This window comes from Gallaecimonas kandeliae (assembly GCF_030450055.1).
GTDB lineage: Bacteria > Pseudomonadota > Gammaproteobacteria > Enterobacterales > Gallaecimonadaceae > Gallaecimonas > Gallaecimonas kandeliae.
On the sequence record NZ_CP118480.1, the window covers coordinates 3,267,272 to 3,290,907 of the forward strand.

Here is a 23,636-nt window from a genome sequence, read left to right on the forward strand (position 1 = left end):
GTTAAAGGCCCCTTACCTGGCCTGCTCGGCGCTGAGGCTGCCGTCGGTCGCGATATTAAAGTTCAGGGTTCGGCCCCATTCCCCGGCGCCGTCGTAAGGCAGCTGGCCTTGGGCCACGGCCTTGTCATCCCGCTCCAGGCGATAGCGCACCAGGCCGGCCTTTTCCTGGCGGCTGAAGTAGATGTGCTGCTCGCTGTGGGGGTAGATGGGACCGAACACCAAGCGGCTGGTGGGCAGTTCCACCACCAATTGTTGGAAGCGCTGGTCGCTGTCGTTGCGCAGCACCGCCTTGGGGCTCAGGTGCTTATAGGCGGCCAGGCCCGCATAGAGCAGGGCCAGCAGCAGGGCCAGGGAAATAAGGCTTTTCTTCACGGCAATAAGGGTAGCGTCAGGAACATGGTCTCAGCCTAGCCAGCCCGGCAGGCCGGGGCAATAGCGGCAGGCAGGGGCAAGCACTGGGCCTTGCCTTGCTTCGATCAAAAAGCCCGCCGGGAGGCGGGCCTTTGGCGCTTACCAGCGCTTGCTGATGTTGAAGCCGTAGTAACCGGCCCCCACCACAGGGGTGACCTGGGCGCCAGCCACTTCGTAGGGCTTGGTGAAGTAGAAGCTGCTCAGGGTACCGACAACGGCCCCGGCCACCACGTCGCTGGTGTAGTGCTTGTCCGCCAGCACCCGGCTGTAGCCCACATAGCTGGCAGCCAGGTAGGCCGGCAGCGCGTACTCCCAGCCGTAGCGCTTCTGGATGAAGGCGGCGCCCATGAAGGCGATGGAAGTGTGGCCGGAGGGGAAGGAATCACAGCAGTGGCCGTTGGGGCGGCGGCGGCGAACCGTGTTCTTGAGGGCCAGGGTGGCCACCTCGGAGGTGACGGCGGACTCGCCCAGCTGCATCATGCCGTCGTAGCCGTCCTCGTAGAAGGCGGTGCCGGCAAAGGCCGCCGCCGGGACAGCCAGTTGCAGCACGTCACCCAGCTTTTCGGTGGTGGTCTTGGCGCTGGCGGCGCCCATGTAACAGCTCAGCAGCAGCGCCAGGCCCACTTTGTATTTCATCTATCCCTGTCCTTTCGTTGTAGTTAGGCGCACGGGCGCCATCTTAAGGGAAAGAGCATAAGACAGAAACGGCCTTAAGGGGGCCTTAAGGCCGCTCAAATTGCCCAGCTCCGGATCAAGGCTATCTCGTTTTCTTCAATCCCCAAGGAGGCCAGGAAAGCCTTGTGCCCCTGGGGATCGCTTTGCTCGAAGCCCCGGTGCCAGGCCTGCATGTCGGCCTCGCTGAAACCCGCCTCCCGCAACAGCCTGCTCCAGCTGGCCTTGGAAAGGGGCCCGGGGCCCCGCAAGGCCGGATTGGCCAGCAGCTGCGCCAACAGGTGTTGCTGCTGGCGTAGGGCCTGGATCTCTTCGCTAAGCCCCAAGAGCCGCCGCTGCAAGAGCGCTGCCGCGTCCAAGGCGGGGCCGTCCGCCGCCAGCAGCGCCTGTATGGCCGCCAGGGACAGGCCCGCCTCCCGGTAGGCTCGGATGGCCTTGAGCCTTGCCAGTTGCGGCTCCCCGTAGAGGCGGTAGCCGCCGGGGCTGCGGCCCTGGGGCTCGAGCAGGCCCAGCGCCTCGTAATGCAGGAGTGAGCTGCGGGCCAGGCCACTCAGCCTGGCCAGGCGTCCCAGGGTCAGTGGCCTCACGGCAGCGGCGCCAGATCCGGGCCCAAGAAGGCGTGCCGGGCGTCCAGGCTCGCCAGCAACTCAGCCGAGTAATGCTGGGCCAGCAGGCCCTTGGCGTCAGCCAGCAGCGCCGGGCTCCCGGCCAGGAAGGCCTCGAAGGACGGCGCCAGGGGCGCGGCCGCCACCAGCCGCACCAGGGCCATCGTCAACGTCAGGTGGAACTTGTCCGCCGCCCCCAGGCGTTCGGCAAAACCCTGGATGCCGGCGCAGACGGCGGCTTCGGCCTGCGCCTGTGGCAGGCGCCGCAGGTAAAGCCAGGCGAGACGCAGGTGGGCCCTGTGATCGAAGGCCTCCCCCGGCAGGGTGCCGGCCTCAAAGGCGGCCAGGAAGTCGTTATCGGTCATCTTTGCGTCCCCAAAAGGCATTAAGGAAGGCATAGCCTAAAGGTGACGGTAGCCGTCAGGTCAAGGCCGCTATACCAACAAAAAAGCCGCCTTGCGGCGGCCTTTTTCAGGGGAGGCATCAGAACTCGTATTCGACCTGCCAGCGCAGGGTGGCGTCCTCGGTCTTCTTGTCCATGCCGAAGAGCACGCCCAGTTCCCACTTAACCTTGTTCTGCCCCAGCCTGTTGGCCCCCAGCAAGACGGGGCCCAGGGCCTGGGTGTCGTCGTCCGTGTAGTATTCCAGGGCAGGCTCCAGGGCCTCGCTCAGGCGGTACTTGAGCTGGAAGGCGCCCTGGGTTTCCATTTCGCTCTCTTCCTCTTCACCACCAAAGGTCTTCTCGAACATGATGTTGGCGGTGGCCACGAAGTCGCCGAACTGCTTCTGCATCACGGGACCTGTCCTCAGTTCCCAGACGTCGTGCTCAAGGCTGCGCTCCAGCTCCACCAGCATGCCGAAATCGGCCCAGTATTCGCCCTGCTCGCTCAGCTGGAATTTGCTTTCCAGCTCGGCTTCCTTGATCTTCAAGTCGCCGCCGTCGTTTTCCTTTTGGGCGTTGAGGTAGCCCTCGACGAACCAGTGCGAGTTGACGCCGTAACCGCCGCCCATCTTCACTTCGTGGAAGGTGTCGCCGGTCAGGTTGTGGACGCCGCGCACCTCCACTTCTTTCTCACCCTGTTCGACATAGGGATCATAAACCCTGTCCACACCGGCAACGCTGCTGTTGGCGAAAATGACAGCCGCAAGCCCGGCCAAGAGGGAGACCTTCTTCATCTCTAAGTTCCTGAGTCAAAAAATGAATGTTAGGGAGTCGGTTTCTGCAGCCTGGGGCGCACCAGATACATGCCGAAGGCGATGCTGGCCAGGGTCGCCAGGTAGGCGGCCAGTTGGACGGCGGTGGGGCGCTCCTGATAGCCGACCAGGATATGCATCAGCTGGCCCGGGACGGAGCGTTCCGACAGCAGGGCACTGCTGTTCCAGAGCGGGCGCTGTGAAGGCAGCCAGCCCACCTGGGCCAGGTAGCCGGCGGCGCTGGCCGCCATGCCGCTGGCCAGCAGCAAGATCATCCAGCTGGTGACGCTGAACAGCTTGTGGGTGGGGATCCGCAGCAGCCCGAAATAGATCAGCGCGCCCATGGCGGCGCCACCGGCCAGGCCCAGCAGGCCACCGCTCATCATCGACAAGGGGTCGCTGCCGCCGGCGGCGATGCCGTAAAGGAAGAGCACCACCTCGGCGCCTTCACGCAGCACCGCCAGGCCCACGGCCGTGGCGAGGACATAGAGGGGCAGTTGGCCACTGGCCACGTTGCTGCCCACCTGCTTGAGGTGCGAGACCAGTTCTTTGGCGTGGCGTGACATCCAGATGTTGTGCCAGGCCAGCATCAGCACCGCCGCCGACAGGATACCGGCGTTGAGCAGCTCCTGGCCTATGCCGTCGAAGGCCATGGCGATCTGCTCGGCGGCGGCGGCGACCAGGCAGGCCCCCAGTACACCGGCGAAGATGCCGCCCAGGATCCAGCGGGCGCGGTTCAACACCCCTTGGGTGGCGGCCAGCACTATGGTGATCACCAGTGCCGCTTCCAGCACTTCACGGAAGACGATGACGGCAGAACTGAACATGGCGGCGTCCCCTTACTTGGCGACCAGGCGGCCCTGGGCGCTGTCCTGGTTGAACTCGCCGAAGAAGGGGTATTCGCCCGGCGCCAGGGGGCCGATGAATACCAAGGCCTTGCTGTTGCCCGGTATGACCTTTTCCCGGTTCAGCTCGTAGCTCTCGAATTCTTCAGGGGTGGCGTCCAGGTTGTGGACGATCAGCTTGACCTTCTGGCCGGCGGGCACCTGCAGCTCTGCAGGTTCGAACCTGTGATCCTTGATGGAGATCGAGAGTTCCGGCATGGCCGCGAAGGCCAGCGAAGACAGCAGGGACAGGCAAGAGGCCAGGAATATGGTGCGCACGGACATCGGCAGCTCCCATTGGAATGGTGGCGCCAATTGTATCTCAGTCGCAAATGCAATCAAGTCTCAATTAGAGATCTGTGATGCACCAGGCAATGCCCCCGCTGTCAGCCTCCCTTGACAGGGGGCCCTGTCTCAATGCTGGGTCTTGCCCTGCTGCTCGGCCTGCTTGATGATCTGCCGGAACAGTTCCAACAGCTTCTGCTTGCGCTGTTCCCGCTGCGCCTTCATGTAGGCCGACTCGGGCGGCACCTGGATACCCGGCAGCAGTTCCTGGACCACCTGGTCACCAGATCCGGACCAGGGGTTGGTGGTGCGGCTGTCGTAGCTGGTCCTGAACTTGATGAACTTGTCCTTGGCCATGAACAGGTAGATGTCGGAGTAGTAGAGGACGCCTTTCTTGGAGGTCAGGGTCAGCGCCGCCTTGCGGCCCAGCAGGGCCCCAACCTTGAAGTCACTGCGCTTCTCCGGGGTGCGGGACTGGTAAAGGCCGTAACTGACGGCGCCGTCGATGTCCTTGACGGCGTTGTCCATTTCCCCTTCCAAGGCCTCGCTGCTGTTAGCCCAGCTGATGCGGTTGATGGGGTAGACATAGAGGCTGATGTTGTCCTCGGGGAAGTCCTTGTTGGCGTAGCGCAGCATCACCCCCAGTTCGGGCTGGTCGAAGACCTTCTTCTCGGTGAGCACGAAATCCTCGGTGGACTGGGGGGCCTTGAGGTCGTGGTCATAGTCGCTGGCACCAAGGGGCCGCTTGGGGGTGCCGGCGCAGGCGGCCAGCAGCAGGGACAGCAGGGCGATGGCGAGGGTCTTGTTCATGGCTCGTCCTTGTTATCGGTGTCCAGGTTGGCGGGGTTATGGAGGGCATTTAACACATGGTCTTCCCAGCGGCCGTTGATGCAGAGGTAACGGCGCGCCAGCCCTTCCCGCTCGAAACCGAGGCTTGCCAGCAGCGCCGCCGAGCGGCTGTTGCGGGGCAGGTGGTTGGCCATCACCCTGTTGAGTTTCAGCTCCTCGAAGGCGTGGCGGATGGCGTGCCTGGCCAGCATCTTCATACGCCCTGTTCCCTGGCGCTTTTGCGCGACCGAAAAACCCATATAGCAGGCCTGGAAAGGGCCCCGCACTATGTTGGTGAGGTTGCAGACCGCCACCAACTCCTTCGGCTCGCCGTCCAAGGCCAGGAAGTAGGCCGCCCTGCCCTCGCGCTGATCCTGCTCCCATTCCGCCAGCCGCGCAGCCCAGCTTTCCAGGCTGTGGTAGCCCGGTTCGCGCAGCGGCTCCCAGGGCTTGAGGTGCTCGGCGTTGTCGGCGTAATAGCGGGCCAGGCAGGGGGCGTCTTCTCTTGAGGCCAGTTTAATCAGCATAGAGGCCTAGCTGGCAAAAAGGCCGGACACCAGGACCGATGAACCAGAAAGCGTCACCAAGTAGACAACGGACAGGATCAACGCCTTGCCCCATTGCCATTGGAAAAAGTGCTTGGACAGCAGGAAGACCAGCAAGACTGACAGGGCAAGTACGGCCAGGGACAGCAGGGCCGGCAGCCCCAGTAAACCGATGGCGGCGTTGCCGAGGATCATCACTATGGCCGGGATCAACACCATCATGAAGACGGTCCCCAGATCCATGGCTTGCGGATCCTTTTCCAGGATGCGGACGGTGATGTAGATGGCAACGGCGGTAAGGAAGATGGAGAGCATAAAAATCCTTTTCAAACAAAGGCAATAGCCTTAAAGCTCCTTGGGTTGAAGGTTTTATATCCCGAATGGCTAATAGACACAACTTTGGCCGGCACCGGCCAAGGTCCAAGCGCTTTCCTGAGCCGCAGCGCCCTGCGAGTGCGCCTTGCAGAAGGCGCCACACCGCCTTGCCGCGCCCCTCAAAAGCCCCCGGCCACGTCGAGGAGGGAGCCGGTGACAAAAGAGGCTTCATCGGACAGCAGCCAGGCGATGGCATTGGCCACCTCTTCAGGGTCACCGCCCCGCCCCAGGGGTATACGGGACGCCAGCCTGTCCACCCGGCCCGGCTCACCTCCGTCGGCATGGATCTCGGTGTGGATAAGGCCGGGGCGCACGGCGTTGACGCGGATCCCCTTGGGGGCCAGCTCTTTAGCCAACCCCAACGTCAGGCTGTCCATGGCGCCTTTGGAGGCGGCGTAGTCCACATACTCGTTGGGCGCCCCCGTCCTGGCCGCGGCCGAAGAGACATTGTCGATGGCCCCGCCCGCCTCGAAGCGCCTGGCGGCTTCCCGGCTACAGAGGAAGCAACTGGTGACGTTGGTGGTAAGAATGTGGTTGAAGCGCTCCAGGCTGATATCGACCAGGGGCGACTGGGTGGCAAGAATGCCGACATTGTTGACCAGGTGGGTAACGGGCCCCAGTTGCGCCTCGGCGGCCTCGAAGAGCCTTGTGACCTCTTCTTCCACCGACACGTCGGCAGCCAAGGCCATGGCCCGGCCTCCGGCGGCCCGGATCGCCGCCAAAACCTGCTCGGCATCCTGGCTGCGGCTGCGGTAGTTGATGCAGACCCCATAGCCCTTGGCCGCCAGCAGTTTGGCCGTTGCCGCCCCTATGCCGCGGCTGGCGCCTGTGATGATGACGTTCTTGTCCATCGCCTTCTCCTTTTAGATAGAGGAGGTTGTACCAATCTCGGCTGGTGATGTGAACACTTTGCCTTGAGTTGGGACATTCCGCTCCCTCGGGGCACAGGGATCGTCTTACCTCCACACCTCGGCACCGGAGACAATATGGAGTACTGACTTCAGCCTCATCTCTAACTTGATAGTTGCTTTATATGCCGGGTCCCGCCCCGGCGGGCGGCCTACTTTGTTTTACTCGGCCCATCCCTGGCCTCGCCTTTCGGGCCATCGTCACAGGCTCCGATGCTCAATATCGTTCCAGACGATATTGGCGCACAAAGTAGGCAAAGGCACCGCCCACGTTACGCTCAATCTTCGCTTAATGGGCTCAAAGGCTCCACAAGCAAGACCTAGACCTTTCCAGCTTTAACAGACACTCATCACTAACCCGCCGACAAGGCAGGAAAACGGACCCAGTCGGGCAGCCTTAGCTCAACAAAATTAAACAAGTAGGCAATACTTGACCAACACGGCACGGCAAGGTAAATTCCCCACCCTCAAAGTTAAGTAGTTGTCATGAAACTAAGGATTTTACTGTCGATTTTCGTTACTTTATTTGCGGGCCGCGCTGCTGCATCGGAGTTTGTAGTTTGTGAATTTTGTTCAAATTACAACCAATTCGAAATGCGAGCTATGACCGCCGTTGGTGACTATGGTGGAACAGCTAAGGTGTTCAATCCATGGACTGGGCAGATCATGACATTCAAGGCTGTTGCGGAGCGAGAGCCAGGCTCACCCGTAATTTATAATACGAGCCAAATACCCACTACCAATGAGGACTTGAAATTTGCGCAAAGTGCTGCAGCGGCATATTCAAGAGTCCATGATTTTTTCGACGCTAATAGGCAGGTCCCTTCTAGCATAGTTAGTAAGGGCTATGACCTAGTTGGCCATTCGAGCCTTTTAGTCGATGTGACGAATTACTACAATTCCTCTCAGACCCTAGGTTCCGCTTGGAGTGACTATACGTCAGCTATTGTGGGAATGGCAGGTAAACTAATTGGTGTGACAGCTGTTGTTGATTTGAGTTTTTCCGATGGCAGCATCGCAACAATGGCTATAAGCGGTATCAATGCGGATGGAGACCTTCAATTTACTATTTTCAAGCTCATTGATAAAGATGGGAACATCATCCCTTTAAACAAAGATCAATTTAACCAGCGTTCAAACGACACGTTTACATTCACCTCTGCTGATCGCTTGAATGACTTTCTTAACCTAGCTGCAAGATTTGGCATCACAGTAATAAGGGTAAGTGGCGGTACTCCAACAGGAACGACACAGATAACTGACTGCGACGCTGATGGCTGTTTTGTAAAAAAACCAAACTGAGCTATGCCTATATCAGTAAATCACATTACAATCGCTATATTGCTCGCCAGTATTGCGACAACCCTGTCCTTATACATTCTTAAGAGAAAGAGGGTAGCTTCTACCAGAAATATACTGTGGAACTTAGTTCTTTGTTTATTTGCTCCCCCCATTGGCTGGTTATATTTCATAGTCACGATTACAAAATCCTTTAGACGTTAAGAACGTGTATTTATCTCAGTGAAATTCAAAGCCCTTCAGAGGGCTTTTTCACGTAGAGTTCCAGAAGAAAAATAACAGAGCGGATGCCTCTTATTTTTCATGCTACAACGACAAAACATTTACATAAATGCACACCTCTTCTGAATTAACATTTCTGTAAAAGCATCCGCTTTCTTTATTTTTACAACCACTTTGCGAACGAAAAAAATTAATCATTACCTCTAAATAAAAAGTATCTCATAGCTTAAAATGGCACTCAGATCAGTCTTCAATGTAAAATATGAAGAGTGAAAAATTTAGGAAAGCCGGAGACTATGATGACGCAGAATCCGACTAACAATCCCAAACTACAACGAAGCTGCCTTTGCTCCCCCCCTTAAAGCCGCTGAGGCGAAGGGACCGCGCAGCGGCGGTGTCCAGGGGGAATGGTTTTGAGTGGGCAGCCCTGCTGACGGTTGCCGAAACAAAAGGACTGCGCGTGCAGGGGCGCCCCCAGCTAAAAAGACTATCCGGTAAAAATCAACGTTAGATAAGAAGCCCCAACTAACCCAAGATCACCAGCCAGATAGGCACAACTTACTGCCTAAGCGCCGTTGCGAAAGCCAAGCCTTCACAGCGCAGCCGTCTGGGTCAGATAGGCCCTGGCTGCCGCCAAGGCAGGATCGGCCCCCAAAGCATCGGTATCGGCCGGGATCTGCAGGTGGGGCGGCAGGTAATCTTCCCTGAAGCGGCCATCCAGATGGTACATGCGCTCGAAACCCAGCTCGACGCGGATCTGAGTGCCTTTCAGGGTCACCGCCTTGATACCACCCAGCAGATGGGCCATGGGCGCGCCGAAGACCTCGGCCCCCAGGCTCTCCATGCCGATGGTCATACCCTCACCCATGCTGCCGGTCCAGCGTCCAGCCAGTACCACCACGGGTTTGCCGTAGAAAGGTTGGCTTGGGTCGGCGTAGGCCTGTTGGAGCGGCGCCTGGTTGTAAGGCAGGCCAGGTTTCTGGACCCGGTAGGCCTGGTAGGGACGGCGCGCCGTGATGAAGTGGCCCAGGATCGGCTCTGCCACGCCGGTGTTGCCGCCGCTGGGGGTATTACGCAGATCCAAGATGAGGGCCTGGGTGTCGGTCAACTCGCTGATCGCCTTGTCGAAGAGCTTTGCCGTGTCATCCCTGCCGAGGCTGTTATTAAAACGGATGTATCCCAGCTCGCCGAGGCGCTTGAAGGACAGCGGCGCCCCGTCCTTGAACCGGTTGATGGCCTGGTAGCTGGCCGCCAGTTGGTGGGTTTGCTGCTCTCCGTTTCGCGCCAGCACCAGGGTCCTCTCCTGGTTGCGGCGGCCCCCCAAGGCAACGTTAAGGCCGTAATCAAGCTGTTTCTGGCTCATCTCTTGCGCGCGCCGGCCAAACACCTCGGCGGCGGCCTCGACAGCGGTTTTACCGTCCACGGACAGGATCTCATCGCCGGGCCGGATCCCGGCCAGGAAGGCGGCAGAGCCCGACTTGACGTCCTCGACCAGGAAACGGCCATTTTGCTGATGGGCCCAGACATCGGAGCCTGTCGGCATGACACTGTAGTCCTGTTCGTCATAGGGGCCGACGTTCAGGTGCGGATCCTGGAAATGGCGGGTCAGCTGCTGCATCACATCCACCAGCGCCTTTTCGTCCTTGGCCGCCAGGGCCCTGGGCTGAAACTGGCCAAGCAGGCCATCCAAATCCGCCCTTTCTTGGTAGGCGTATTCGCTGTGCAGCAGCTCGGAAAACGCGTGCCAGGCCTGCTCTGTCGTTGCCTGGGCCTGGTCATGGGATGGGTAAAGGTAGAGGCCGACCGCTGCGGCCAGGGGAATGGCTAACGCCAGGACTGTTTTTTTCATCTTGTCATATCCCTATGCCATGAGCCGCCACGGGCGAGGCTGAATAAAAAACCATTTCCATCATAGGGATAGCACCATTTACCCACAAGAATATTGCAGCTGCCGGCCGGTCTTCTTTGTAACAAAAAGTGGTGATGGGAAGCTGGCGGCAAGGCGCCTATGACTTCCTCAGTGCGACCAACTCCTTCAGGGTCACGAAGCGATACCCCTTGGCCTTGAGCCCCTGGATGATGGCGGGCACGGCCGCCATGGACGCCTGGCGGGAGCCGAACATGACGTGCAGCAAGATGATGGAGCCGGGGCGGGCATGGTCCACCACGTAACGGGCGATGGCGGCGCTGTTGCCGGCCACCTTGGGGTGGCTGTCCGGCTCCAGGTCCCAGGTGACGGAGAGGATGTCGTGGCGGGCCAGGAACCAGGGCAGCACCCAGAGCTTCTTGCCGTAAGGAGGCCGGAAGTAGATGGGGCCCTGGTAACCGGCCTGGCGGATCAGGGCATTGGTGCGCTCCAGCTCCTCTTTTACGGCGGCGGGGCTCATCAACACCATACGTTGGTGGCTGTAGCTGTGGTTGCCGAGTTGGTGGCCGGCCTTGGCTATGAGTTTGGCCTCCAGGGGGTGGGCTTCTATGGCCGAGCCCACCAGGAAGAAGCTGGCCTTGACGCCCTGGGCGGCCAGGGTCTTGAGCAGGGCCTGGGTATAGCCCGGGCTGGGGCCGTCGTCGAAGGTCAGGGCCACGACCTTCTGGTCGGTGTCCACCCTGTCCACCAAGTCGCCGAACAGCTGGAAATGCCGGCTGCGGGCCAGCTGCCAGGCCCCGAACAGGCCCAACAACAGCAGCAACAAGAAAAGCAATGCCGTACCCAGGCGCATTAGGATGGTCCTCCTGCTCACTCCGTCGGCTCCTTTATTGTGGTCCATTGGCAGCGACCTTAAGGCCAAAAGAGGAAACAAGGCCTTAACAGTCCGGGCACAAAAAAACCCGGCCTTGAGCCGGGTTTTTCTTGAAAGACAGCAGCTTACTTGCCGGTGTCGGCAGCCTTGGCGGCTTCAGTCTTCTTGGCGTCTTCGGTCTTGTCGGCCGGCTTCTGATCGCCGATGCCCAGCAGTTCCACTTCGAACACCAGGGTGGAGTTCGGCGGTATGGTCTGCATGTCACGCTCGCCGTAGGCCAGGTTGGCGGGGATCACGAAGCGGTACTTGGAGCCGACGGTCATCAGCTGAACGCCTTCGGTCCAACCGGGGATGACGCGGTTCAGGGCGAAAGTGATCGGCTCGCCGCGGTCATAGGAGCTGTCGAACTGGGTACCGTCGATCAGGGTGCCCTTGTAGTTGACGGTGACCTTGTCGGTGGCCTTGGGATGCTCGCCGGTGCCTTCTTTCAGCACTTCGTACTGCAGGCCGGAAGCGGTGACCTTCACGCCCTCTTTCTTGGCGTTGTCGGCCAGGTATTTCTCACCGGCAGCCTTGTTCTTCTCGGCTTCAGCCTTGGCTTTGGCGGCCATCTTCTCGGAGGCTTCCTTGTCCAGGGCCTGGAGCTGGGCGGTGATGGTCTTCTTGTCCAGTTGGTTCTTGCCGTGGATACCGTCGGTGAAGCCGGCGACAACCAGTTCTTTGTCCAGCTTGATGCCCAGCTCTTCCTGCTTGGTCATGGTCTTGCTGATGTACTCGGCGATGCTGGCACCGATGGCATAGGCTTGCTTGGACTGGTCGGTTTCCAGTTTGACCGGGGCGTCAGCAGCCTTGTCGGTTTTTTCTTCTTTTTGTTGACAGGCTGTCACTGCCAGAACGAAGGCAGGGATCACCGCCAGTTTAAACCAGGGTTTCATAGTTACTCCTCATGGAAAAGGGACCATCCCCTTTCGTCTTTGGTAAAGTCTTTATACTAAACACAAATCCCGGCAAGATTGAATCCATGGCCAGAGTCCTTTTTGTGTGCATTTTGTTCCTGTTTGGCTGCGCACCCCAGGAAAAGCCCCTGACCCGCATCCAGGCCACAGGCAACGGCGCCTACAGCGGCGACATCAGCGAGGACGGCCACCTGGCCACCATCAGCGGCGACCCCGAAGGGGTGCTGGTCTGGGACCTGGAAAGCAACAAGGCGCTCTACAGGTTACAGATGAACGTCGCCCCACCCAGCCAGGCCGAACTGACCCGCGGCGGCTACAAGCCCGACGAGCGCCTGCCTCCAGAGCCCCTGCCGGTGACCCTGACCCGCTTTTCCGAGAACGGCGACTACCTGGTGACGGCAGACCAGACCCGTTTGGCCCTCTGGCAGGTCAAGGACGGCCAGAACCTCGGTTTCTGGCAGGCCTCCAGCCTGGAGGGCAAGGCCCGCGTGGACGAGCCCGGCGCCAGCCAAGTGCAGGGCATTCGCGACGTCGCCGTCAGCGACGGCGGCAACTTCATCGCCTTTGCCAGGGCCGACGGCATAGTGGTGCACTTCAACCGCATCACGGGCCGCCGCCTGGAGTTCCTCGGCCACCGCCAGAAGGTCAATTCCATCGCCATGTCCGCCAACGGCCTCTATGTGCTGTCCGGCGGCAACGACCATCGTGCCCTGCTGTGGAACAGTCAGACCGGCCAAGTGGTGCGAGAGTTCCCTGCCGATGGCAGAGTCGTGATGGTGGCCATGACGGCCGACGGCCGCTACGCCCTGGTGGACGACGCCAGCAACGAGGCCAGCATCTGGGACATCAGGACAGGCAAAATCAAGCTCAAACTGGCTACCAAGGCCAAGCAGCAACTCTTCACCACGGCCCGCTTCAGTAGCGACGACAAACTGCTGCTCACCGGCGGCGCCGGCCGCGAGCTGATGCTCTGGGATCTGGCAACGGGCCAGCGGCGCTGGGAGCTGCGGGTAGGAGTGGCCGAGGACTACAGGCCGCGTTCCGCCGTGGTCTATGGCGCCGGCTTTGCCAAGGACAGGGTCTATTCGGTAAGCTCCGCCGGCCTCATTGAAGCCTGGCCCTTGGAGAAGCCCCATGACTGAAGACCGTTTTGCCGACCTTGAAAGCCGCCTGGCCTTCCAGGAAGCGGCTTTGCACGAGCTGTCCGACGAGATGGCGGCCCTGCAGCAAATTGTGGAGAAGCAGCGCCAGCAGCTGGCCCAATTGGCCAGGAAGATGAAGGGGCTGCACGGCAGCCAGGTGGCGGGGGAGCACGAGGAAACGCCGCCGCCCCATTACTGATACGCAAAGGCCCCGCTTTGCGGGGCCTTCTGCCAGGGGCAGGGGCAAGGGGCTCTTACTGGGGCTTGAAGATGCCGATGATCTGTTCCTTGTCGCCCTTGGCGGCGCTCTCGGCGTCGCGGCTGGCCTGGGTCTGCTTGTAGCCGCAGGCCACGCACTCGATGCGCTCGACATTGTTCTCTATGACCAGTTGGACGCTGTCCTGCTCCTGGCACTGAGGGCACTTGGCTCCGGCGATGAAACGACGCTTTGCCATACTGACTCCCAACCTTGTAGCATTGCCGACATCACGGCAGACGTAGGCCACACATGATACACCTTCAAGACCTGCAATTGATCCGCGGCGGGCAGAAACTCTTCGAACAAGCCAACCTCACAGTCCACGCCGGCCAGCGGGTCGGCCTGGTGGGGGCCAACGGCTGCGGCAAGTCCACCCTCTTCGCCTTGCTGCGCGGTGAGCTGGAGCTGGACGGCGGCGACGCGAGGCTCCCCGCCAACTGGACCATTGCCTCGGTCAAGCAGGAAACCCCGGCCCTGCAAAAGCCCGCCATCGACTATGTGATCGACGGCGACCAGCATTACCGTGACCTGGAAGCCAGGCTCGCCAAGGCCCAGGAAAAGGACGACGGCGAGGCCATGGCCCGCATCATGGGCGAGCTGGAAACGGCCGGCGGCTACGACATCCGCGCCCGGGCCGGCGCCCTGCTCCACGGCCTCGGTTTCAAGGCAGGGGACGAACAAAGGCCGGTATCGGACTTCTCGGGCGGCTGGCGCATGCGCCTCAACCTGGCCCAGGCGCTGATCTGCCCCTCGGATCTCTTGCTGCTGGACGAACCCACCAACCACCTGGATCTGGACGCCGTCTTCTGGCTGGCCGACTGGCTGCTGGGCTACAAGGGCACCCTGCTGCTGATCTCCCACGACCGGGACTTCCTCGACGAAGTGGTGACCCACATAGTGCAGGTGGAGAACCGGCAGTTGAACGCCTATACGGGCAACTACGAGAGCTTCGAGCGCCAGCGCGCCGCCCGCCTGGCCCAGCAACAGGCGATGTTCGAGCGCCAGCAGAGCCAGCGCGCCCACCTGCAGAGCTTCATCGACCGCTTCAAGGCCAAGGCCACCAAGGCCCGCCAGGCCCAGAGCCGTATCAAGGCCCTGGAACGCATGGAGGTGCTGCAGGCCGCCCACGTGGACAGCCCCTTCAGCTTCCAGTTCGAGAACGCCGCCACCCTGCCCTCGCCGCTGTTGGCCATCGACAAGGTGCGCCTCGGCTACGGCGACAAGGCTATCCTGGAGAACGTCAGCCTGCGGCTGCAACCCGGTGAGCGCATCGGCCTGCTGGGCCCCAACGGCGCCGGCAAGTCCACCCTCATCAAGTTCCTGGCCGGCGAGCTCGAGCCCCTTGGCGGCGACATCACCCCGGCCCAGGGCCTCAAGGTGGGCTATTTCGCCCAGCACCAGCTGGAATACCTGGACGCGGGCGCCTCTGCCCTGCTGCACCTGCAGCGCCTGGCCCCCCAGGCCCGCGAGCAGGAACTGCGGGACTTCCTCGGCCATTTCGATTTTCGCGGCGACAAGGCCCTGGAACCCATAGCGCCCTTCTCCGGCGGTGAGAAGGCGCGCCTGGCCCTGGCCCTGATCGTCTGGCAGCGCCCCAACCTGCTGCTGCTGGACGAACCCACCAACCACCTGGATCTCGAGATGCGCGAGGCCCTGACCCTGGCGTTGCAGGACTTCGACGGCGCCATGGTGATCGTCTCCCACGACCGCCACCTGCTGCGCACCACCACCGACCAGTTCCTGCGGGTTTCCCACGGCCAGGTGGCCCCCTTCGACGGCGATCTCGACGACTACCACAAGTGGCTCAAGGAGCAGGACAGGGCCCAGAACCAGGGCCTGCAAGAGGCGGAGGCCAAGGGCCACTCGGCCGCGTCCCGCAAGGACCGCAAGCGCCTGGAGGCTGAACACAGGACCAAGACCAGGCCCCTCAAGCAGAAGCTCGACAAGCTCGACCAGGCCATGGGCAAGCTGTCCGAAAAGCTCGCCGCCATCGAGAGCCGCCTGGGCGAGGCCGACATCTACGAGGCCGCCAACAAGGCGGAGCTGACCCAGCTCCTCAAGGAGCAAGGCGACCTCAAGGCCGAACTGGAGACGGTGGAGCTGGACTGGATGGGACTTACCGAAGAACTGGAGGCCCTGGATAACGCCTTCGAGGAGCAGTTCTCATGAGCGAGACCTTCTGGGACTACTGCCTGCTGCACTACCCCCAGTGGGAGCAGCAGCTGCTGGCCTGGCAGGACAGCCACGAGTTGGATGTGAACCTCTACCTGCTGGCCGCCTGGCTGGACGAGGAAGAGCTGTTCCTGGAACAGGCCACCTGGCTGGCCTTGCTGGCCGAGAGCCGCCGCATCCAGGCCCAGTGGCTGGGGCCCTTCCGGGCCCTGCGCCTGTCCCTCAAAGCAGAGGTCGGCGAGGAGCGCTACCAGGAGCTCAAGACCATGGAGCTGCGCCTGGAAAAAGAGGCCCAACGCCAGTACCAGGCCCTGGTGGGCCGGGACAAGAGCGCCCAGGACTACCCCCAAAACAAAGCGGCAGGTCCGAAGAACCTGCCGCGTCTCAAGGCGCTTTACCAGCTGCCTTAGAAGGCGGAAAGGGCCTCGTCGAAGGCTTGCTTCCTTTCGCCGGCCGGCAGGGCACGCAGCTTGGTGACGGTCATCACAGACAGGCGCACCACAGAGCCCTGGTAGGGCTTGTTGCCCTGGAAGTCCCACTGGGCCTTGGCCACTTCGGCGGGCTGGGTCAGCAGCACAGCGCAGTCATGGCGGCTGGGGGTTGAGCCCAGCTTGGCGGCGTAGGCCTGCAGGTAACGGCTTTCCTGGCCGGCCTTGGCCTCGGCGCAGTACTGGCTGTTGGAATAAGTCACCTGGTCGGCATTAGCCTGGGCGACGGCGGCAAGGGCGAGAACGGCGAAGATGCTGGCTTTCATCATGGGCTCCAAAATAGGCAAAAAAGGTAGGTCAACCGAAACTGCGCACAGCTTAGGCAAGCCCCATGACAGCCCCGTGATGTTCAGCCTTAACTTTCTTGCCCGCACCCATCAGTTTTTCTCATATCAGACCTTGATGAAGATCCGGCGCCGGTAGAGCCAGGCCAGCACCAGCCATTGCACGGCCAGCAGCCCCAGGGCCGCGGCCAGGGGCTGGGCCCCGGCCGGCAAGGCCGCTATCCACTGGCCGGCGATGCTGCTCACCAGGTGCGGCCAGTCGAAGAGGCTGGAGGCCAGGTAGATGCAGATGGCGTTGGCGCCGATGACGGCGAAGAAGGTGCCGAGCCGCTTCATGCCCAGTACGTCCACCAAGGCATAGAAGAGGGCCAGCAGCAGGGCGCTCCAGCCGCAGGTCACCAGCACGAAGCTCGAGGTCCAGAGGGTCTTGTTCAGCGGCAGCCAGGACGACCAGCAGTAGCCCAGGGCCAGGGCCAGCAGGCCGCCCAGCACCAGGCCGCCGACCTTGGCCCCCTCCCCTGGCGCCCGCTTCAGCCAGCGCCCGGCCAGGCCCCCCAGCAAAGCGTTGACGATGGCCGGCAGTGTGGACAGCAGCCCCTCGGGATCGGCCGGCATCTGGTGGTAATGGATCCCCGGCAGCAGCTGTTGGTCCACCCAGGCGTTGGGGGTAGTTGCCGGGTCGTCCCAATGGCCGCCAAGGATGGCCCAGTAACCCAGCAGCAGCACGGCAGAGACGGCCAACTGTACCCGCCAGCCCCAGTGCCAGCTGATCAGGGCGGCAAAGAACCAGGCCAGGCCGATGCGCCCCAGCACTGAGGCGAAGCGCACTTCGTCCCAGTGGGCCGGCAGGCCGGTGCCCCAACCGTGGTTGTAGAGAATGCCCAGCAGCAGCAAGAGCCCGAGGCGGCGCAATGCCCCCTGGTAGGCGACCTTGCGCTCGGCCCAGGGCCGGCCCCGCAGCGACTGCCCCGCCAGCCCCAGGGTGACGCCGGACAGGAAGATGAACAGCGGGAAGATGCCGTCGTAGGCGGTAAAGCCGTGCCAGGCAGAGTGCTGCATCTGGGCCTCCAGCGGGGGCCAGAGCGGCCAGCCGGTGAGCCGGTAGAGGGCGCCGAACAAGAGCTCGCCGCCGAGGATCCAGAACATGTCGAAACCGCGCAGGGCGTCGACGGCCAACAGGCGGGCCTTGGGGGCTGTGGACATGGCAGCCTCTTCTTGGAGTCGGAAAGACCAGAGTGACAGCGCTGTCTTTTCATTGCAAGCCTGACATTTCCTTCCCCAATGCCCTGACACTTCTTAACCCTGGCTCCCCATTTGCTGGCCTCTTGCCGCCCTAGGATGGAGGCATTCCCAGGCAAGTGGAGAAGGCAGATGATCCGTATGATGCAGACGGCGCGGGACCTCAACGCCGTCCAGGCCTGTGGCGGGCCGCGTCAAAGCAAGCGCTGGCTTTCATGGACCTGGCAAGCCGGGAGCAGGAGCTTTGCTGGTTGAGTGAAGGCGTCCTGCCCCAGGGGGAAGCCTGGATCTTCGACGACGGCGAGGTGCGCGGCGCCATGTTGCTGGGGGAAAACCAGCTGTACGGCTTCTGTGTCGCTCCCGGGGCCCGGGGCCGCGGCATAGGCTCGGCGTTGCTGGCCTTCGCCCAGGTCCAGCGTGACCTGCTGCGGCTCTGCCCCTATGTACAGCAACAAGGCATCGCCTTCCTGCGCCGCCGCGGCTTCAGGACCATCGCCAAACAGCTGGACGAGCGCAGCGGCAGGCCCCGGCTGATGATGGTGGCCGCCCCTAGCCAGGGCTACTTCAGCGGCTAAATGGTTTTTGGTTACAGGCTGTTTCCACAGGCCGCCTTTGACACACTTCCTGACGTACGGCCGTTGAAATACACCGCCTTCCTCCCCTAAATGGCGGCAGGGATCATCTTGGAAGGAGTGATGTAGTAATGATCCGAAACCTACAGGGTCCAGAGGACAGCGCCGCCGTGCTGCGACTCTGGCACAGTGGCGCCAGCCAGTTGGAGCCGGGGCTGAGCATGGATGCCTGGCAGCGGGAGCAGGAATGGCTGGAAAGGGAACTGCTGCCCCAGAGCGAGGTATGGCTGTTCGGGGAGCAGGAGGTGCTGGGCTTCGTACTGCTCAAGGGCAACAGCCTCGCCGCCCTCTGCGTCGCCCCCAGTGCCCAAGGCAGGGGTATCGGCAAGGCCTTGCTGGCCTATGCCAGGGTCCAACGCCGGGACCTGCAAGTCCACCTCTGCGCCGGCCCCCAGGCCACGGCCTTCTTCAAACGCCAGGGTTTTCGCCCCGTCCGCGAGTTGCTGGACAGCCGCACCGGTCAGCCGGCAGTGCTGATGGTGCCCGGCAACGCCAACAACTACTTCAGCTGCTGAGCAGCTCTCCCCTGGGCTGGGTGCTGCGCTGCAGCACCAGGCAGAGGCTGAAGGTCAGCCCCAATATCAGCAGGGAGCCCAGCACTACCCCGGCCCAGGCGCCCTGGTGCCAGAAGGGCGCCAGGTAGGTGCCGCCCAGGCTGGCCCCCAGGTAATAGAACACCAGGTAGAGGGAAGAGGCGCTGGCCTTGGCCTGGCGGGCGTTGTGGCTGACCCAGCTGGAGGCGTTGGCGTGGCAGAGGAAGAAGCCGAAGGCGCTCACCAGGAAGCCGGCCATGATGGCCCAGAGCGGCGTCGCCAGGCTCACCAGGCTGCCGACCATCATCAGCGCTATGCCAAGCGCCATCACCAGCGGTTGGCTGAAGCGCGCCGCCAGGCGCCCGGACAGGGCCGAGCCCAGGGTGCCGCTGAGGTAGGTAAGGAACAGCAACCCCAGGTAGCGGGCCGGCAGGGCGTAAGGCTCGGCGCTGAGCCTGAAGGTCAGGAAGCTGTACTGGTTGACGAAGATGAAGAAGTTGAGGCCGCCGATGGCGTAGCTCAGCAGCAGCAGTTTGTTCTTGAGATGCCCCAGCAGATCCCCGGCCATGCGCTTAAGGTGCAGCGGCTTGGCCTCGAAGCCTTGGGAAGGCGGCAGCAGCCAGGCGAAGACCGCCAGCACCAGCAGGCTACCGAGGCCCACCACCCCGAAGGCGGCCGGCCAGCCGAGGCCGTCCCCCAAGAAGCCCCCCAGCAGGCGGCCGCTGATCCCCCCCAGGCTGTTGGCGCTGATATAAAAGCCCACGGCCGACACCAGGGCCGGCTTGCTCATCTCGTCCCCCATGTAGGCGATGGCGATGGCCGGCAGGCCGCCGAGGAAGAAGCCCTGCAAAGCCCGTAGCGCCAGCAGGGCCCCGAAGCTGCTGACTTGGGAAAGCGCCAGGGTGCAGAGCACGGCGCCGGCCATGGTGGCCAGCATGATGGCGCGCCTGCCCAGGGCATCGGACAAAGGCCCGTAGAGCAGCAACGACAGCCCCAGCATCAGGGTGCTCAGGGTGAAGCTGTAGGAGGCGGTGAGGGGGGAGACACCGAACTGGGCCGCCAGCATGGGCAGCAACGGCTGGGTCAGGTAGAGGTTGGCGAAGATCAGGAAAGAGCCCAGGCTCAATGCCAGGGTGGCCTGCCAAAAGGCCTTGGTGCCCGCCGCTATCATGGTCACATCTCCACAGTGGGGAAGCCATGATAAGGCGGGCAACTACATCAATAAAATATATTCACTTTATGGGTTTGATAATCAAACCTTATGCGAATCCAGCCAGGCGGCGGCGCCGGTCAGGGCCGAGTGGGTCTCGATGGCCAAAAAGACCGGGATCTCAGAGAGATAGCCTGTCATCACCCCTTTCTGGGTGAAGCCCTTGACGAAATCGCTCTTCAGGAAGAACTCCAGGAAGCGTGGCAGTATGCCGCCGCCGAGATAGAGGCCGCCGCGGGCGCCCTGGGCCAGGGCGATGTCGGAGGCCACGCCCCCCAGCCATTCGCAGAAGAGGCTCAAGGTCTCGAAGCAAGTAGGCTCGCCGTCCAGGGCCAGCTCGGAGATATCGGCGGCGCTGAGATCCCTGGGTGTCTCGCCCCTCAGGGTGGCGACGGCGCGGTAGAGGTTGGGCAGGCCGCTGCCGGACAGCACCTTCTCGGCGGAGACGAAATCCAGCTGCTGGGCCAGCACGTTCAGCACCTGGCGCTGGCGCTCGGTGGCGGCGCCAAGGGCGATGTGGCCCCCTTCGCAGCCGATAGCGTTCCAGCCCTTGCCGCTCGGCACCAGGCAGGCGACCCCCAGGCCAGTGCCTGGGCCCAGCACGGCGATGGGCGCCGTCTCCACGGCTTGGCCGCTGCGCACCTGCACCACCGCCTCGGCGGGCAGCAGGGGAATGGAGTTGGCGTAGGCCACGAAGTCGTTGATCACTTCCAGCTGCTCGAGGCCCAGACTCTCTTTGAGTTCGGAGATGGAGAAGTGCCAGCCGAGGTTGGTCAGGTGCACCTGATCGCCCCCCACAGGGCCGGCCACGGCCAGGCAGACGTGCTTGGGAGCATGGCCTGCCACCAGGGCCAGGTAATGGGCCACCAGCGCCTGCATGTCGGCAAAATCGCCGCTGGGGAAGCGCTCCTGGGCCACTATCTCGTAGCGGTCTCCGTCCTTGCCCACGACCAGGCCAAAGCGGGCATTGGTGCCGCCGATGTCGGCCACGACAAAAGGTGCTGTCTTGGTAACCATCTCTACGTCTTCTTCTCTCGGAAAATCGTGGTAATTTACAGATCCCTGGCGTTCCTGTGAAACCCAAAGACCATCCCATGCGAAATAAAGGCAAGGCCACTTCCTTTGACATAGCCCACAGGGCCGGCGTCTCCCAGTCCACCGTGTCCCGCGCCCTGCGCGGCAGCCCGCTGGTCAACCAGGAGACCCGCGAGCGCATCCAGGCCATCGCCAGGGAACTCAACTACAAGGTCGACAAGAACGCCTCCAACCTGCGCAGCCAGCATTCGGGCACCCTGGCCCTGCTCTTGTTCGAAGACCCCACCCCGGACGATTCGCTGATCAACCCCTTCTTCCTGTCGATGCTGGGCTCCATCACCCGCGCCTGCGCCCAGGCCGGCTTCGATCTGCTGATCTCCTTCCAGCAGCTCTCCGACAACTGGCATGCCGACTTCGAAGACAGCAACAAGGCCGACGGCATCATACTGCTGGGCTACGGCGATTACCTGGAGTACCAGGAAAAGCTAGAACAACTGGTGGCCCAGGGCACCCACTTCGTGCGCTGGGGCGCAGTGCTGCCCAACCAGCCGGGTATTTCCATCGGCTGTGACAACTTCCAGGGCGGCAGGGACATGACCCGCCACCTGCTGGCCCAGGGCCGCAGCAAGGTGGCCTTCCTGGGCCACGCCTCCAACCACTATCCCGAATTCTTCGAACGCTACCAGGGCTATTGCGCCGCCCTGAAAGAGGCCGGCATCAGCCCGGATCCGGCGCTGCAGCTGGACGCCATCACCACAGAGCAGGCCGGTTACGAGGCCGTCTGCGCCCTGCTGGAGAGCGGCGTCGCCTTCGACGCCGTCTTCGGCGCCTCCGACCTTATCGCCCTGGGGGCCATGCACGCCCTGGCCGACAAGGGCCTCAAGGTGCCGGCAGAGGTGGCGGTGGCAGGTTTTGACGACATCCAGATGGCGGCCTTCGCCAGCCCGCCCCTCACCACTGTGCGCCAGAACACCAAGAAGGCCGGCGAGATGCTGGTGCAGTCCCTGGTCAGGCTCATTCACAACCTGCCGGTGGAAAGCGCCAAGATCCCTGCCGAACCCGTTATCCGCCGCTCGGGTGGAGAACAGGACGGGCCATAAGCTCATCCAGGGCCTTGGCCAGGGCCTGGTCCCGCACCGGGGCATCCAGCAGCAGCACCCGCACCCCGTGGGCCGGCACCTGGGCCTGCAATTCACCCTGGATATCCACGACCTCCCCTGAGAGGGCGTCGCGCCAGGCCCCTGCTTGCAGGTATTGGCCGACCTTGGCCTCAAGCGGCTGGTCACCCTTGTTGAGCAGCACCAACGCCTGCTGGTGGACAGCGCCCTTCTGGTAGACCCGCAGGAACTGTGCTTCGTCCCCTTGCAGCCTGATGGGCAGCATCAGCCCCTGTTGCAGGGCGACATTGGCCTTGCGCAGCTGGGCTATGGCTTTGAGGTGCTGGTAGATGGGGCTCTTGGGCGCCCCGTCGATGCGGGCCTGGCCGAAGTAGTTGCGGTTGCCGGCGTGTTCGCCGCGGCCGCGCATGAAGCCCACCTCCGAGCCCTGGTAGATGACGGGGATGCCGCGGGCCGTGAACAACCAGTTGTTGGCGTCGATGAAGCCGTTGTCTGTGGCGTCCATGCGCGGCATGTCGTGGTTGTCGTAGAAGGTGGTGAGCTCGTAGGGGTTCTGGTAGGGCCCGCTCTTGAGGAAGAGCTCAGGCGCCAATGTCTCGAAGCCCTTGCCCTTGGCGAAGACCTTGTCCAGGGCCGCCTTCAGGGGGAAATCCAGCACGCTGATGGCGCCGTTCTGTGGCCAGCTGTAGGGGGCTATGCCCTTGGGATCGTAGTCGTAGGCCTCGCCGAACATGAAAAAGCCCGGGTGCCTGGCGCGGATGCGGTCCGAGAATTTCTTCCAGAAGGCGGTGGAGACCCACTTGATGGTGTCGATGCGAAAGGCGTCGGCGCCCTCCCCTATCCACTTCTCGTAGGCCCCCACGAAGTAGTCCAGCACGGCCGGCTTGTCCTCGTTGATGTTGGACAGTTGCACCATCTCCGCCTTGTTGTGGAAGAAGGCGGTGAGTGGGTCCTTGGGGTCCAATTTCGCCGGAGGCAGGTTGTGGTGGTCGGCGATGAGCTTGCCGTCGGGGCCGAAGATCTGCCCGAACTTGGGCTGTTTGACCGGCATGTCGTAGGCGGGGGAGCCGTGGTTGACGACGATATCCAGCACCGTCTTCAGGCCCTTGGCCCTCATGGCCTTCGTGAACTGGGCAAAGGAGAGATCCGGGCTCTCCAGGTGCTCGTCCACCTGGTAGAAGTTGTCGCCCCAGTAGCCGTGGTAGCCGGTCTTGCCCTTGTCGGTGAAGGCGCTGCCCCAGGTGACGGGGCTGCCGCCGGTGAAGGCCTCATCGGGGTTGTCGACGATAGGGGTTATCCAGACGGCGCCGAAGCCCATGCCCGCTATGTAGCCGGCGTTGTTGAGGATGCCCTTGAAGTCCCCCCCCAGGTAGCCGATGTTGGCGCTCTCGCCGTTCGGCCCCGGCACTTGGATGTCGAAGGTCGGGTGCTTGCCGCCCTGGTGGCGGTGGTCGTTGCCCGGGTCACCGTCGACGAACCTGTCCGTCATCACGAAGTAGATGGCGTTCTTGGCGAAGGGCTCGCTGGTGCCGTAGTAGTCAACAGCCTGTACGCCGCCGGCCAGCAGCGCCAGGACCAGGGGGGCTAAACGCATGGGCA

The 23,636-nt window shown here is 62.4% G+C and carries 28 protein-coding genes; 8 read left to right on the plus strand and 20 right to left on the minus strand.

Annotation, left to right across the window (positions count from 1 at the left end):
• Nucleotides 1-12 precede the first annotated feature (12 nt).
• From PVT67_RS16140 to PVT67_RS16190, 11 genes are all read right to left on the minus strand, one after another.
• The gene (locus PVT67_RS16140; protein WP_301495402.1) at nt 13-372 is read right to left on the minus strand and encodes a hypothetical protein; all 360 of its coding nucleotides are present in this window, start codon (nt 370-372) and stop codon (nt 13-15) included.
• A gap of 138 nt (nt 373-510) precedes the next feature.
• On the minus strand, nt 511-1,047 hold the full coding sequence (locus PVT67_RS16145; RefSeq protein ID WP_301495405.1) for a phosphatase PAP2 family protein: 537 nt from the start codon (nt 1,045-1,047) through the stop codon (nt 511-513).
• A gap of 95 nt (nt 1,048-1,142) precedes the next feature.
• Nucleotides 1,143-1,670, minus strand: coding sequence for a MerR family transcriptional regulator (locus PVT67_RS16150; RefSeq protein WP_301495407.1), 528 nt, complete (start codon nt 1,668-1,670; stop codon nt 1,143-1,145).
• On the minus strand, nt 1,667-2,053 hold the full coding sequence (locus tag PVT67_RS16155; protein WP_301495409.1) for a hypothetical protein: 387 nt from the start codon (nt 2,051-2,053) through the stop codon (nt 1,667-1,669). Before PVT67_RS16155 ends, PVT67_RS16150 begins: the two co-directional genes overlap by 4 nt.
• Nucleotides 2,054-2,171: 118 nt before the next feature.
• Nucleotides 2,172-2,864, minus strand: coding sequence for a hypothetical protein (locus PVT67_RS16160; protein ID WP_301495411.1), 693 nt, complete (start codon nt 2,862-2,864; stop codon nt 2,172-2,174).
• Nucleotides 2,865-2,893: 29 nt separating this feature from the next.
• Nucleotides 2,894-3,709 carry an FTR1 family iron permease gene (locus PVT67_RS16165; protein WP_301495413.1) on the minus strand — a complete coding sequence of 272 codons (816 nt, stop codon included), beginning with the start codon at nt 3,707-3,709 and terminating at the stop codon, nt 2,894-2,896.
• 12 nt (nt 3,710-3,721) lie between these two features.
• Nucleotides 3,722-4,051: a cupredoxin domain-containing protein gene (locus tag PVT67_RS16170; RefSeq protein ID WP_301495416.1), complete on the minus strand. Its 330-nt coding sequence runs from the start codon at nt 4,049-4,051 to the stop codon at nt 3,722-3,724.
• Between the two features lie 129 nt (nt 4,052-4,180).
• Nucleotides 4,181-4,861 carry a hypothetical protein gene (locus PVT67_RS16175; RefSeq protein WP_301495418.1) on the minus strand — a complete coding sequence of 227 codons (681 nt, stop codon included), beginning with the start codon at nt 4,859-4,861 and terminating at the stop codon, nt 4,181-4,183.
• Nucleotides 4,858-5,406 (minus strand): GNAT family N-acetyltransferase, encoded by a 549-nt coding sequence (locus PVT67_RS16180; protein ID WP_301495420.1) that lies wholly within the window; start codon nt 5,404-5,406, stop codon nt 4,858-4,860. Before PVT67_RS16180 ends, PVT67_RS16175 begins: the two co-directional genes overlap by 4 nt.
• Before the next feature lie 6 nt (nt 5,407-5,412).
• A complete protein-coding gene (locus tag PVT67_RS16185) occupies nt 5,413-5,739 on the minus strand; it encodes a hypothetical protein (RefSeq protein ID WP_301495422.1) in 327 nt (108 codons plus the stop codon).
• A gap of 179 nt (nt 5,740-5,918) precedes the next feature.
• Nucleotides 5,919-6,650: a glucose 1-dehydrogenase gene (locus PVT67_RS16190; RefSeq protein WP_301495424.1), complete on the minus strand. Its 732-nt coding sequence runs from the start codon at nt 6,648-6,650 to the stop codon at nt 5,919-5,921.
• 543 nt (nt 6,651-7,193) lie between these two features.
• Here PVT67_RS16190 and PVT67_RS16195 point away from each other — a divergent pair.
• On the plus strand, nt 7,194-8,009 hold the full coding sequence (locus PVT67_RS16195; protein ID WP_301495427.1) for a hypothetical protein: 816 nt from the start codon (nt 7,194-7,196) through the stop codon (nt 8,007-8,009).
• An 811-nt stretch (nt 8,010-8,820) separates the two neighbouring features.
• On the opposite strand, the gene PVT67_RS16200 is transcribed toward PVT67_RS16195, so the two are convergent.
• The 3 genes from PVT67_RS16200 to fkpA form a co-directional block, all read right to left on the minus strand.
• The gene (locus tag PVT67_RS16200; protein ID WP_301495429.1) at nt 8,821-10,077 is read right to left on the minus strand and encodes a S41 family peptidase; all 1,257 of its coding nucleotides are present in this window, start codon (nt 10,075-10,077) and stop codon (nt 8,821-8,823) included.
• 157 nt (nt 10,078-10,234) lie between these two features.
• Nucleotides 10,235-10,969: a polysaccharide deacetylase family protein gene (locus PVT67_RS16205; protein WP_336407768.1), complete on the minus strand. Its 735-nt coding sequence runs from the start codon at nt 10,967-10,969 to the stop codon at nt 10,235-10,237.
• Between the two features lie 125 nt (nt 10,970-11,094).
• Nucleotides 11,095-11,904: an FKBP-type peptidyl-prolyl cis-trans isomerase gene (gene fkpA, locus PVT67_RS16210; RefSeq protein WP_301495431.1), complete on the minus strand. Its 810-nt coding sequence runs from the start codon at nt 11,902-11,904 to the stop codon at nt 11,095-11,097.
• 86 nt (nt 11,905-11,990) lie between these two features.
• Here fkpA and PVT67_RS16215 point away from each other — a divergent pair, with 86 nt between their 5' ends.
• Both PVT67_RS16215 and PVT67_RS16220 read left to right on the plus strand, forming a co-directional pair.
• A complete protein-coding gene (locus PVT67_RS16215; RefSeq protein WP_301495433.1) occupies nt 11,991-13,067 on the plus strand; it encodes a WD40 repeat domain-containing protein in 1,077 nt (358 codons plus the stop codon).
• Nucleotides 13,060-13,266 (plus strand): SlyX family protein, encoded by a 207-nt coding sequence (locus PVT67_RS16220; protein WP_301495435.1) that lies wholly within the window; start codon nt 13,060-13,062, stop codon nt 13,264-13,266. Before PVT67_RS16215 ends, PVT67_RS16220 begins: the two co-directional genes overlap by 8 nt.
• Nucleotides 13,267-13,321: 55 nt before the next feature.
• Here the strand turns inward: PVT67_RS16220 and PVT67_RS16225 are convergent, their stop codons facing one another.
• Nucleotides 13,322-13,522 (minus strand): YheV family putative zinc ribbon protein, encoded by a 201-nt coding sequence (locus PVT67_RS16225; protein WP_301495437.1) that lies wholly within the window; start codon nt 13,520-13,522, stop codon nt 13,322-13,324.
• A gap of 53 nt (nt 13,523-13,575) precedes the next feature.
• On the opposite strand from PVT67_RS16225, the gene PVT67_RS16230 reads away from it, so the two are divergent.
• Nucleotides 13,576-15,495 (plus strand): ABC transporter ATP-binding protein, encoded by a 1,920-nt coding sequence (locus tag PVT67_RS16230; RefSeq protein ID WP_301495439.1) that lies wholly within the window; start codon nt 13,576-13,578, stop codon nt 15,493-15,495.
• Nucleotides 15,492-15,908: a TIGR02444 family protein gene (locus PVT67_RS16235; protein WP_301495441.1), complete on the plus strand. Its 417-nt coding sequence runs from the start codon at nt 15,492-15,494 to the stop codon at nt 15,906-15,908. The genes PVT67_RS16230 and PVT67_RS16235 overlap by 4 nt, the downstream gene beginning before the upstream one ends.
• Here PVT67_RS16235 and PVT67_RS16240 read toward each other — a convergent pair.
• Both PVT67_RS16240 and nagX read right to left on the minus strand, forming a co-directional pair.
• Nucleotides 15,905-16,252 (minus strand): hypothetical protein, encoded by a 348-nt coding sequence (locus tag PVT67_RS16240; RefSeq protein WP_301495444.1) that lies wholly within the window; start codon nt 16,250-16,252, stop codon nt 15,905-15,907. The genes PVT67_RS16235 and PVT67_RS16240 overlap by 4 nt on opposite strands.
• Nucleotides 16,253-16,378: 126 nt before the next feature.
• Nucleotides 16,379-17,473, minus strand: a complete 1,095-nt coding sequence (nagX, locus tag PVT67_RS16245) for a transmembrane glucosamine N-acetyltransferase NagX (RefSeq protein WP_301495446.1) — start codon at nt 17,471-17,473, stop codon at nt 16,379-16,381.
• 251 nt (nt 17,474-17,724) lie between these two features.
• Here nagX and PVT67_RS16250 point away from each other — a divergent pair, with 251 nt between their 5' ends.
• Entirely contained in the window at nt 17,725-18,084 is a 360-nt protein-coding gene (locus tag PVT67_RS16250; RefSeq protein WP_301495448.1) for a GNAT family N-acetyltransferase, read from the plus strand.
• A gap of 128 nt (nt 18,085-18,212) precedes the next feature.
• Nucleotides 18,213-18,656 carry a GNAT family N-acetyltransferase gene (locus PVT67_RS16255; protein ID WP_301495450.1) on the plus strand — a complete coding sequence of 148 codons (444 nt, stop codon included), beginning with the start codon at nt 18,213-18,215 and terminating at the stop codon, nt 18,654-18,656.
• On the opposite strand, the gene PVT67_RS16260 is transcribed toward PVT67_RS16255, so the two are convergent.
• Nucleotides 18,646-19,845 (minus strand): MFS transporter, encoded by a 1,200-nt coding sequence (locus PVT67_RS16260; RefSeq protein WP_301495452.1) that lies wholly within the window; start codon nt 19,843-19,845, stop codon nt 18,646-18,648. The genes PVT67_RS16255 and PVT67_RS16260 overlap by 11 nt on opposite strands.
• An 81-nt stretch (nt 19,846-19,926) precedes the next feature.
• Entirely contained in the window at nt 19,927-20,901 is a 975-nt protein-coding gene (gene glk, locus PVT67_RS16265; protein WP_301495454.1) for a glucokinase, read from the minus strand.
• A 77-nt stretch (nt 20,902-20,978) separates the two neighbouring features.
• On the opposite strand from glk, the gene PVT67_RS16270 reads away from it, so the two are divergent.
• Nucleotides 20,979-22,019 (plus strand): LacI family DNA-binding transcriptional regulator, encoded by a 1,041-nt coding sequence (locus PVT67_RS16270; protein WP_301495456.1) that lies wholly within the window; start codon nt 20,979-20,981, stop codon nt 22,017-22,019.
• Here PVT67_RS16270 and PVT67_RS16275 read toward each other — a convergent pair.
• Entirely contained in the window at nt 21,982-23,631 is a 1,650-nt protein-coding gene (locus tag PVT67_RS16275; RefSeq protein WP_301495459.1) for an alpha-amylase family glycosyl hydrolase, read from the minus strand. The genes PVT67_RS16270 and PVT67_RS16275 overlap by 38 nt on opposite strands.
• Nucleotides 23,632-23,636: the final 5 nt, after the last annotated feature.

Coding starts and splice junctions, on each gene's coding strand:
- PVT67_RS16145 (WP_301495405.1), bottom strand. CDS start 1,047: ATGAAATACAAAGTGGGCCTGGCGCTGCTGCTGAGCTGTTACATGGGC.
- PVT67_RS16190 (WP_301495424.1), bottom strand. CDS start 6,650: ATGGACAAGAACGTCATCATCACAGGCGCCAGCCGCGGCATAGGGGCG.
- PVT67_RS16160 (WP_301495411.1), bottom strand. CDS start 2,864: ATGAAGAAGGTCTCCCTCTTGGCCGGGCTTGCGGCTGTCATTTTCGCC.
- PVT67_RS16170 (WP_301495416.1), bottom strand. CDS start 4,051: ATGTCCGTGCGCACCATATTCCTGGCCTCTTGCCTGTCCCTGCTGTCT.
- PVT67_RS16225 (WP_301495437.1), bottom strand. CDS start 13,522: ATGGCAAAGCGTCGTTTCATCGCCGGAGCCAAGTGCCCTCAGTGCCAG.
- PVT67_RS16255 (WP_301495450.1), top strand. CDS start 18,213: ATGATCCGAAACCTACAGGGTCCAGAGGACAGCGCCGCCGTGCTGCGA.
- PVT67_RS16230 (WP_301495439.1), top strand. CDS start 13,576: ATGATACACCTTCAAGACCTGCAATTGATCCGCGGCGGGCAGAAACTC.
- glk (WP_301495454.1), bottom strand. CDS start 20,901: ATGGTTACCAAGACAGCACCTTTTGTCGTGGCCGACATCGGCGGCACC.
- PVT67_RS16195 (WP_301495427.1), top strand. CDS start 7,194: ATGAAACTAAGGATTTTACTGTCGATTTTCGTTACTTTATTTGCGGGC.
- PVT67_RS16200 (WP_301495429.1), bottom strand. CDS start 10,077: ATGAAAAAAACAGTCCTGGCGTTAGCCATTCCCCTGGCCGCAGCGGTC.
- fkpA (WP_301495431.1), bottom strand. CDS start 11,904: ATGAAACCCTGGTTTAAACTGGCGGTGATCCCTGCCTTCGTTCTGGCA.
- PVT67_RS16235 (WP_301495441.1), top strand. CDS start 15,492: ATGAGCGAGACCTTCTGGGACTACTGCCTGCTGCACTACCCCCAGTGG.
- PVT67_RS16155 (WP_301495409.1), bottom strand. CDS start 2,053: ATGACCGATAACGACTTCCTGGCCGCCTTTGAGGCCGGCACCCTGCCG.
- PVT67_RS16270 (WP_301495456.1), top strand. CDS start 20,979: ATGCGAAATAAAGGCAAGGCCACTTCCTTTGACATAGCCCACAGGGCC.
- PVT67_RS16275 (WP_301495459.1), bottom strand. CDS start 23,631: ATGCGTTTAGCCCCCCTGGTCCTGGCGCTGCTGGCCGGCGGCGTACAG.
- PVT67_RS16250 (WP_301495448.1), top strand. CDS start 17,725: ATGGACCTGGCAAGCCGGGAGCAGGAGCTTTGCTGGTTGAGTGAAGGC.
- PVT67_RS16220 (WP_301495435.1), top strand. CDS start 13,060: ATGACTGAAGACCGTTTTGCCGACCTTGAAAGCCGCCTGGCCTTCCAG.
- PVT67_RS16175 (WP_301495418.1), bottom strand. CDS start 4,861: ATGAACAAGACCCTCGCCATCGCCCTGCTGTCCCTGCTGCTGGCCGCC.
- nagX (WP_301495446.1), bottom strand. CDS start 17,473: ATGTCCACAGCCCCCAAGGCCCGCCTGTTGGCCGTCGACGCCCTGCGC.
- PVT67_RS16215 (WP_301495433.1), top strand. CDS start 11,991: ATGGCCAGAGTCCTTTTTGTGTGCATTTTGTTCCTGTTTGGCTGCGCA.
- PVT67_RS16240 (WP_301495444.1), bottom strand. CDS start 16,252: ATGAAAGCCAGCATCTTCGCCGTTCTCGCCCTTGCCGCCGTCGCCCAG.
- PVT67_RS16260 (WP_301495452.1), bottom strand. CDS start 19,845: ATGATAGCGGCGGGCACCAAGGCCTTTTGGCAGGCCACCCTGGCATTG.
- PVT67_RS16165 (WP_301495413.1), bottom strand. CDS start 3,709: ATGTTCAGTTCTGCCGTCATCGTCTTCCGTGAAGTGCTGGAAGCGGCA.
- PVT67_RS16180 (WP_301495420.1), bottom strand. CDS start 5,406: ATGCTGATTAAACTGGCCTCAAGAGAAGACGCCCCCTGCCTGGCCCGC.
- PVT67_RS16185 (WP_301495422.1), bottom strand. CDS start 5,739: ATGCTCTCCATCTTCCTTACCGCCGTTGCCATCTACATCACCGTCCGC.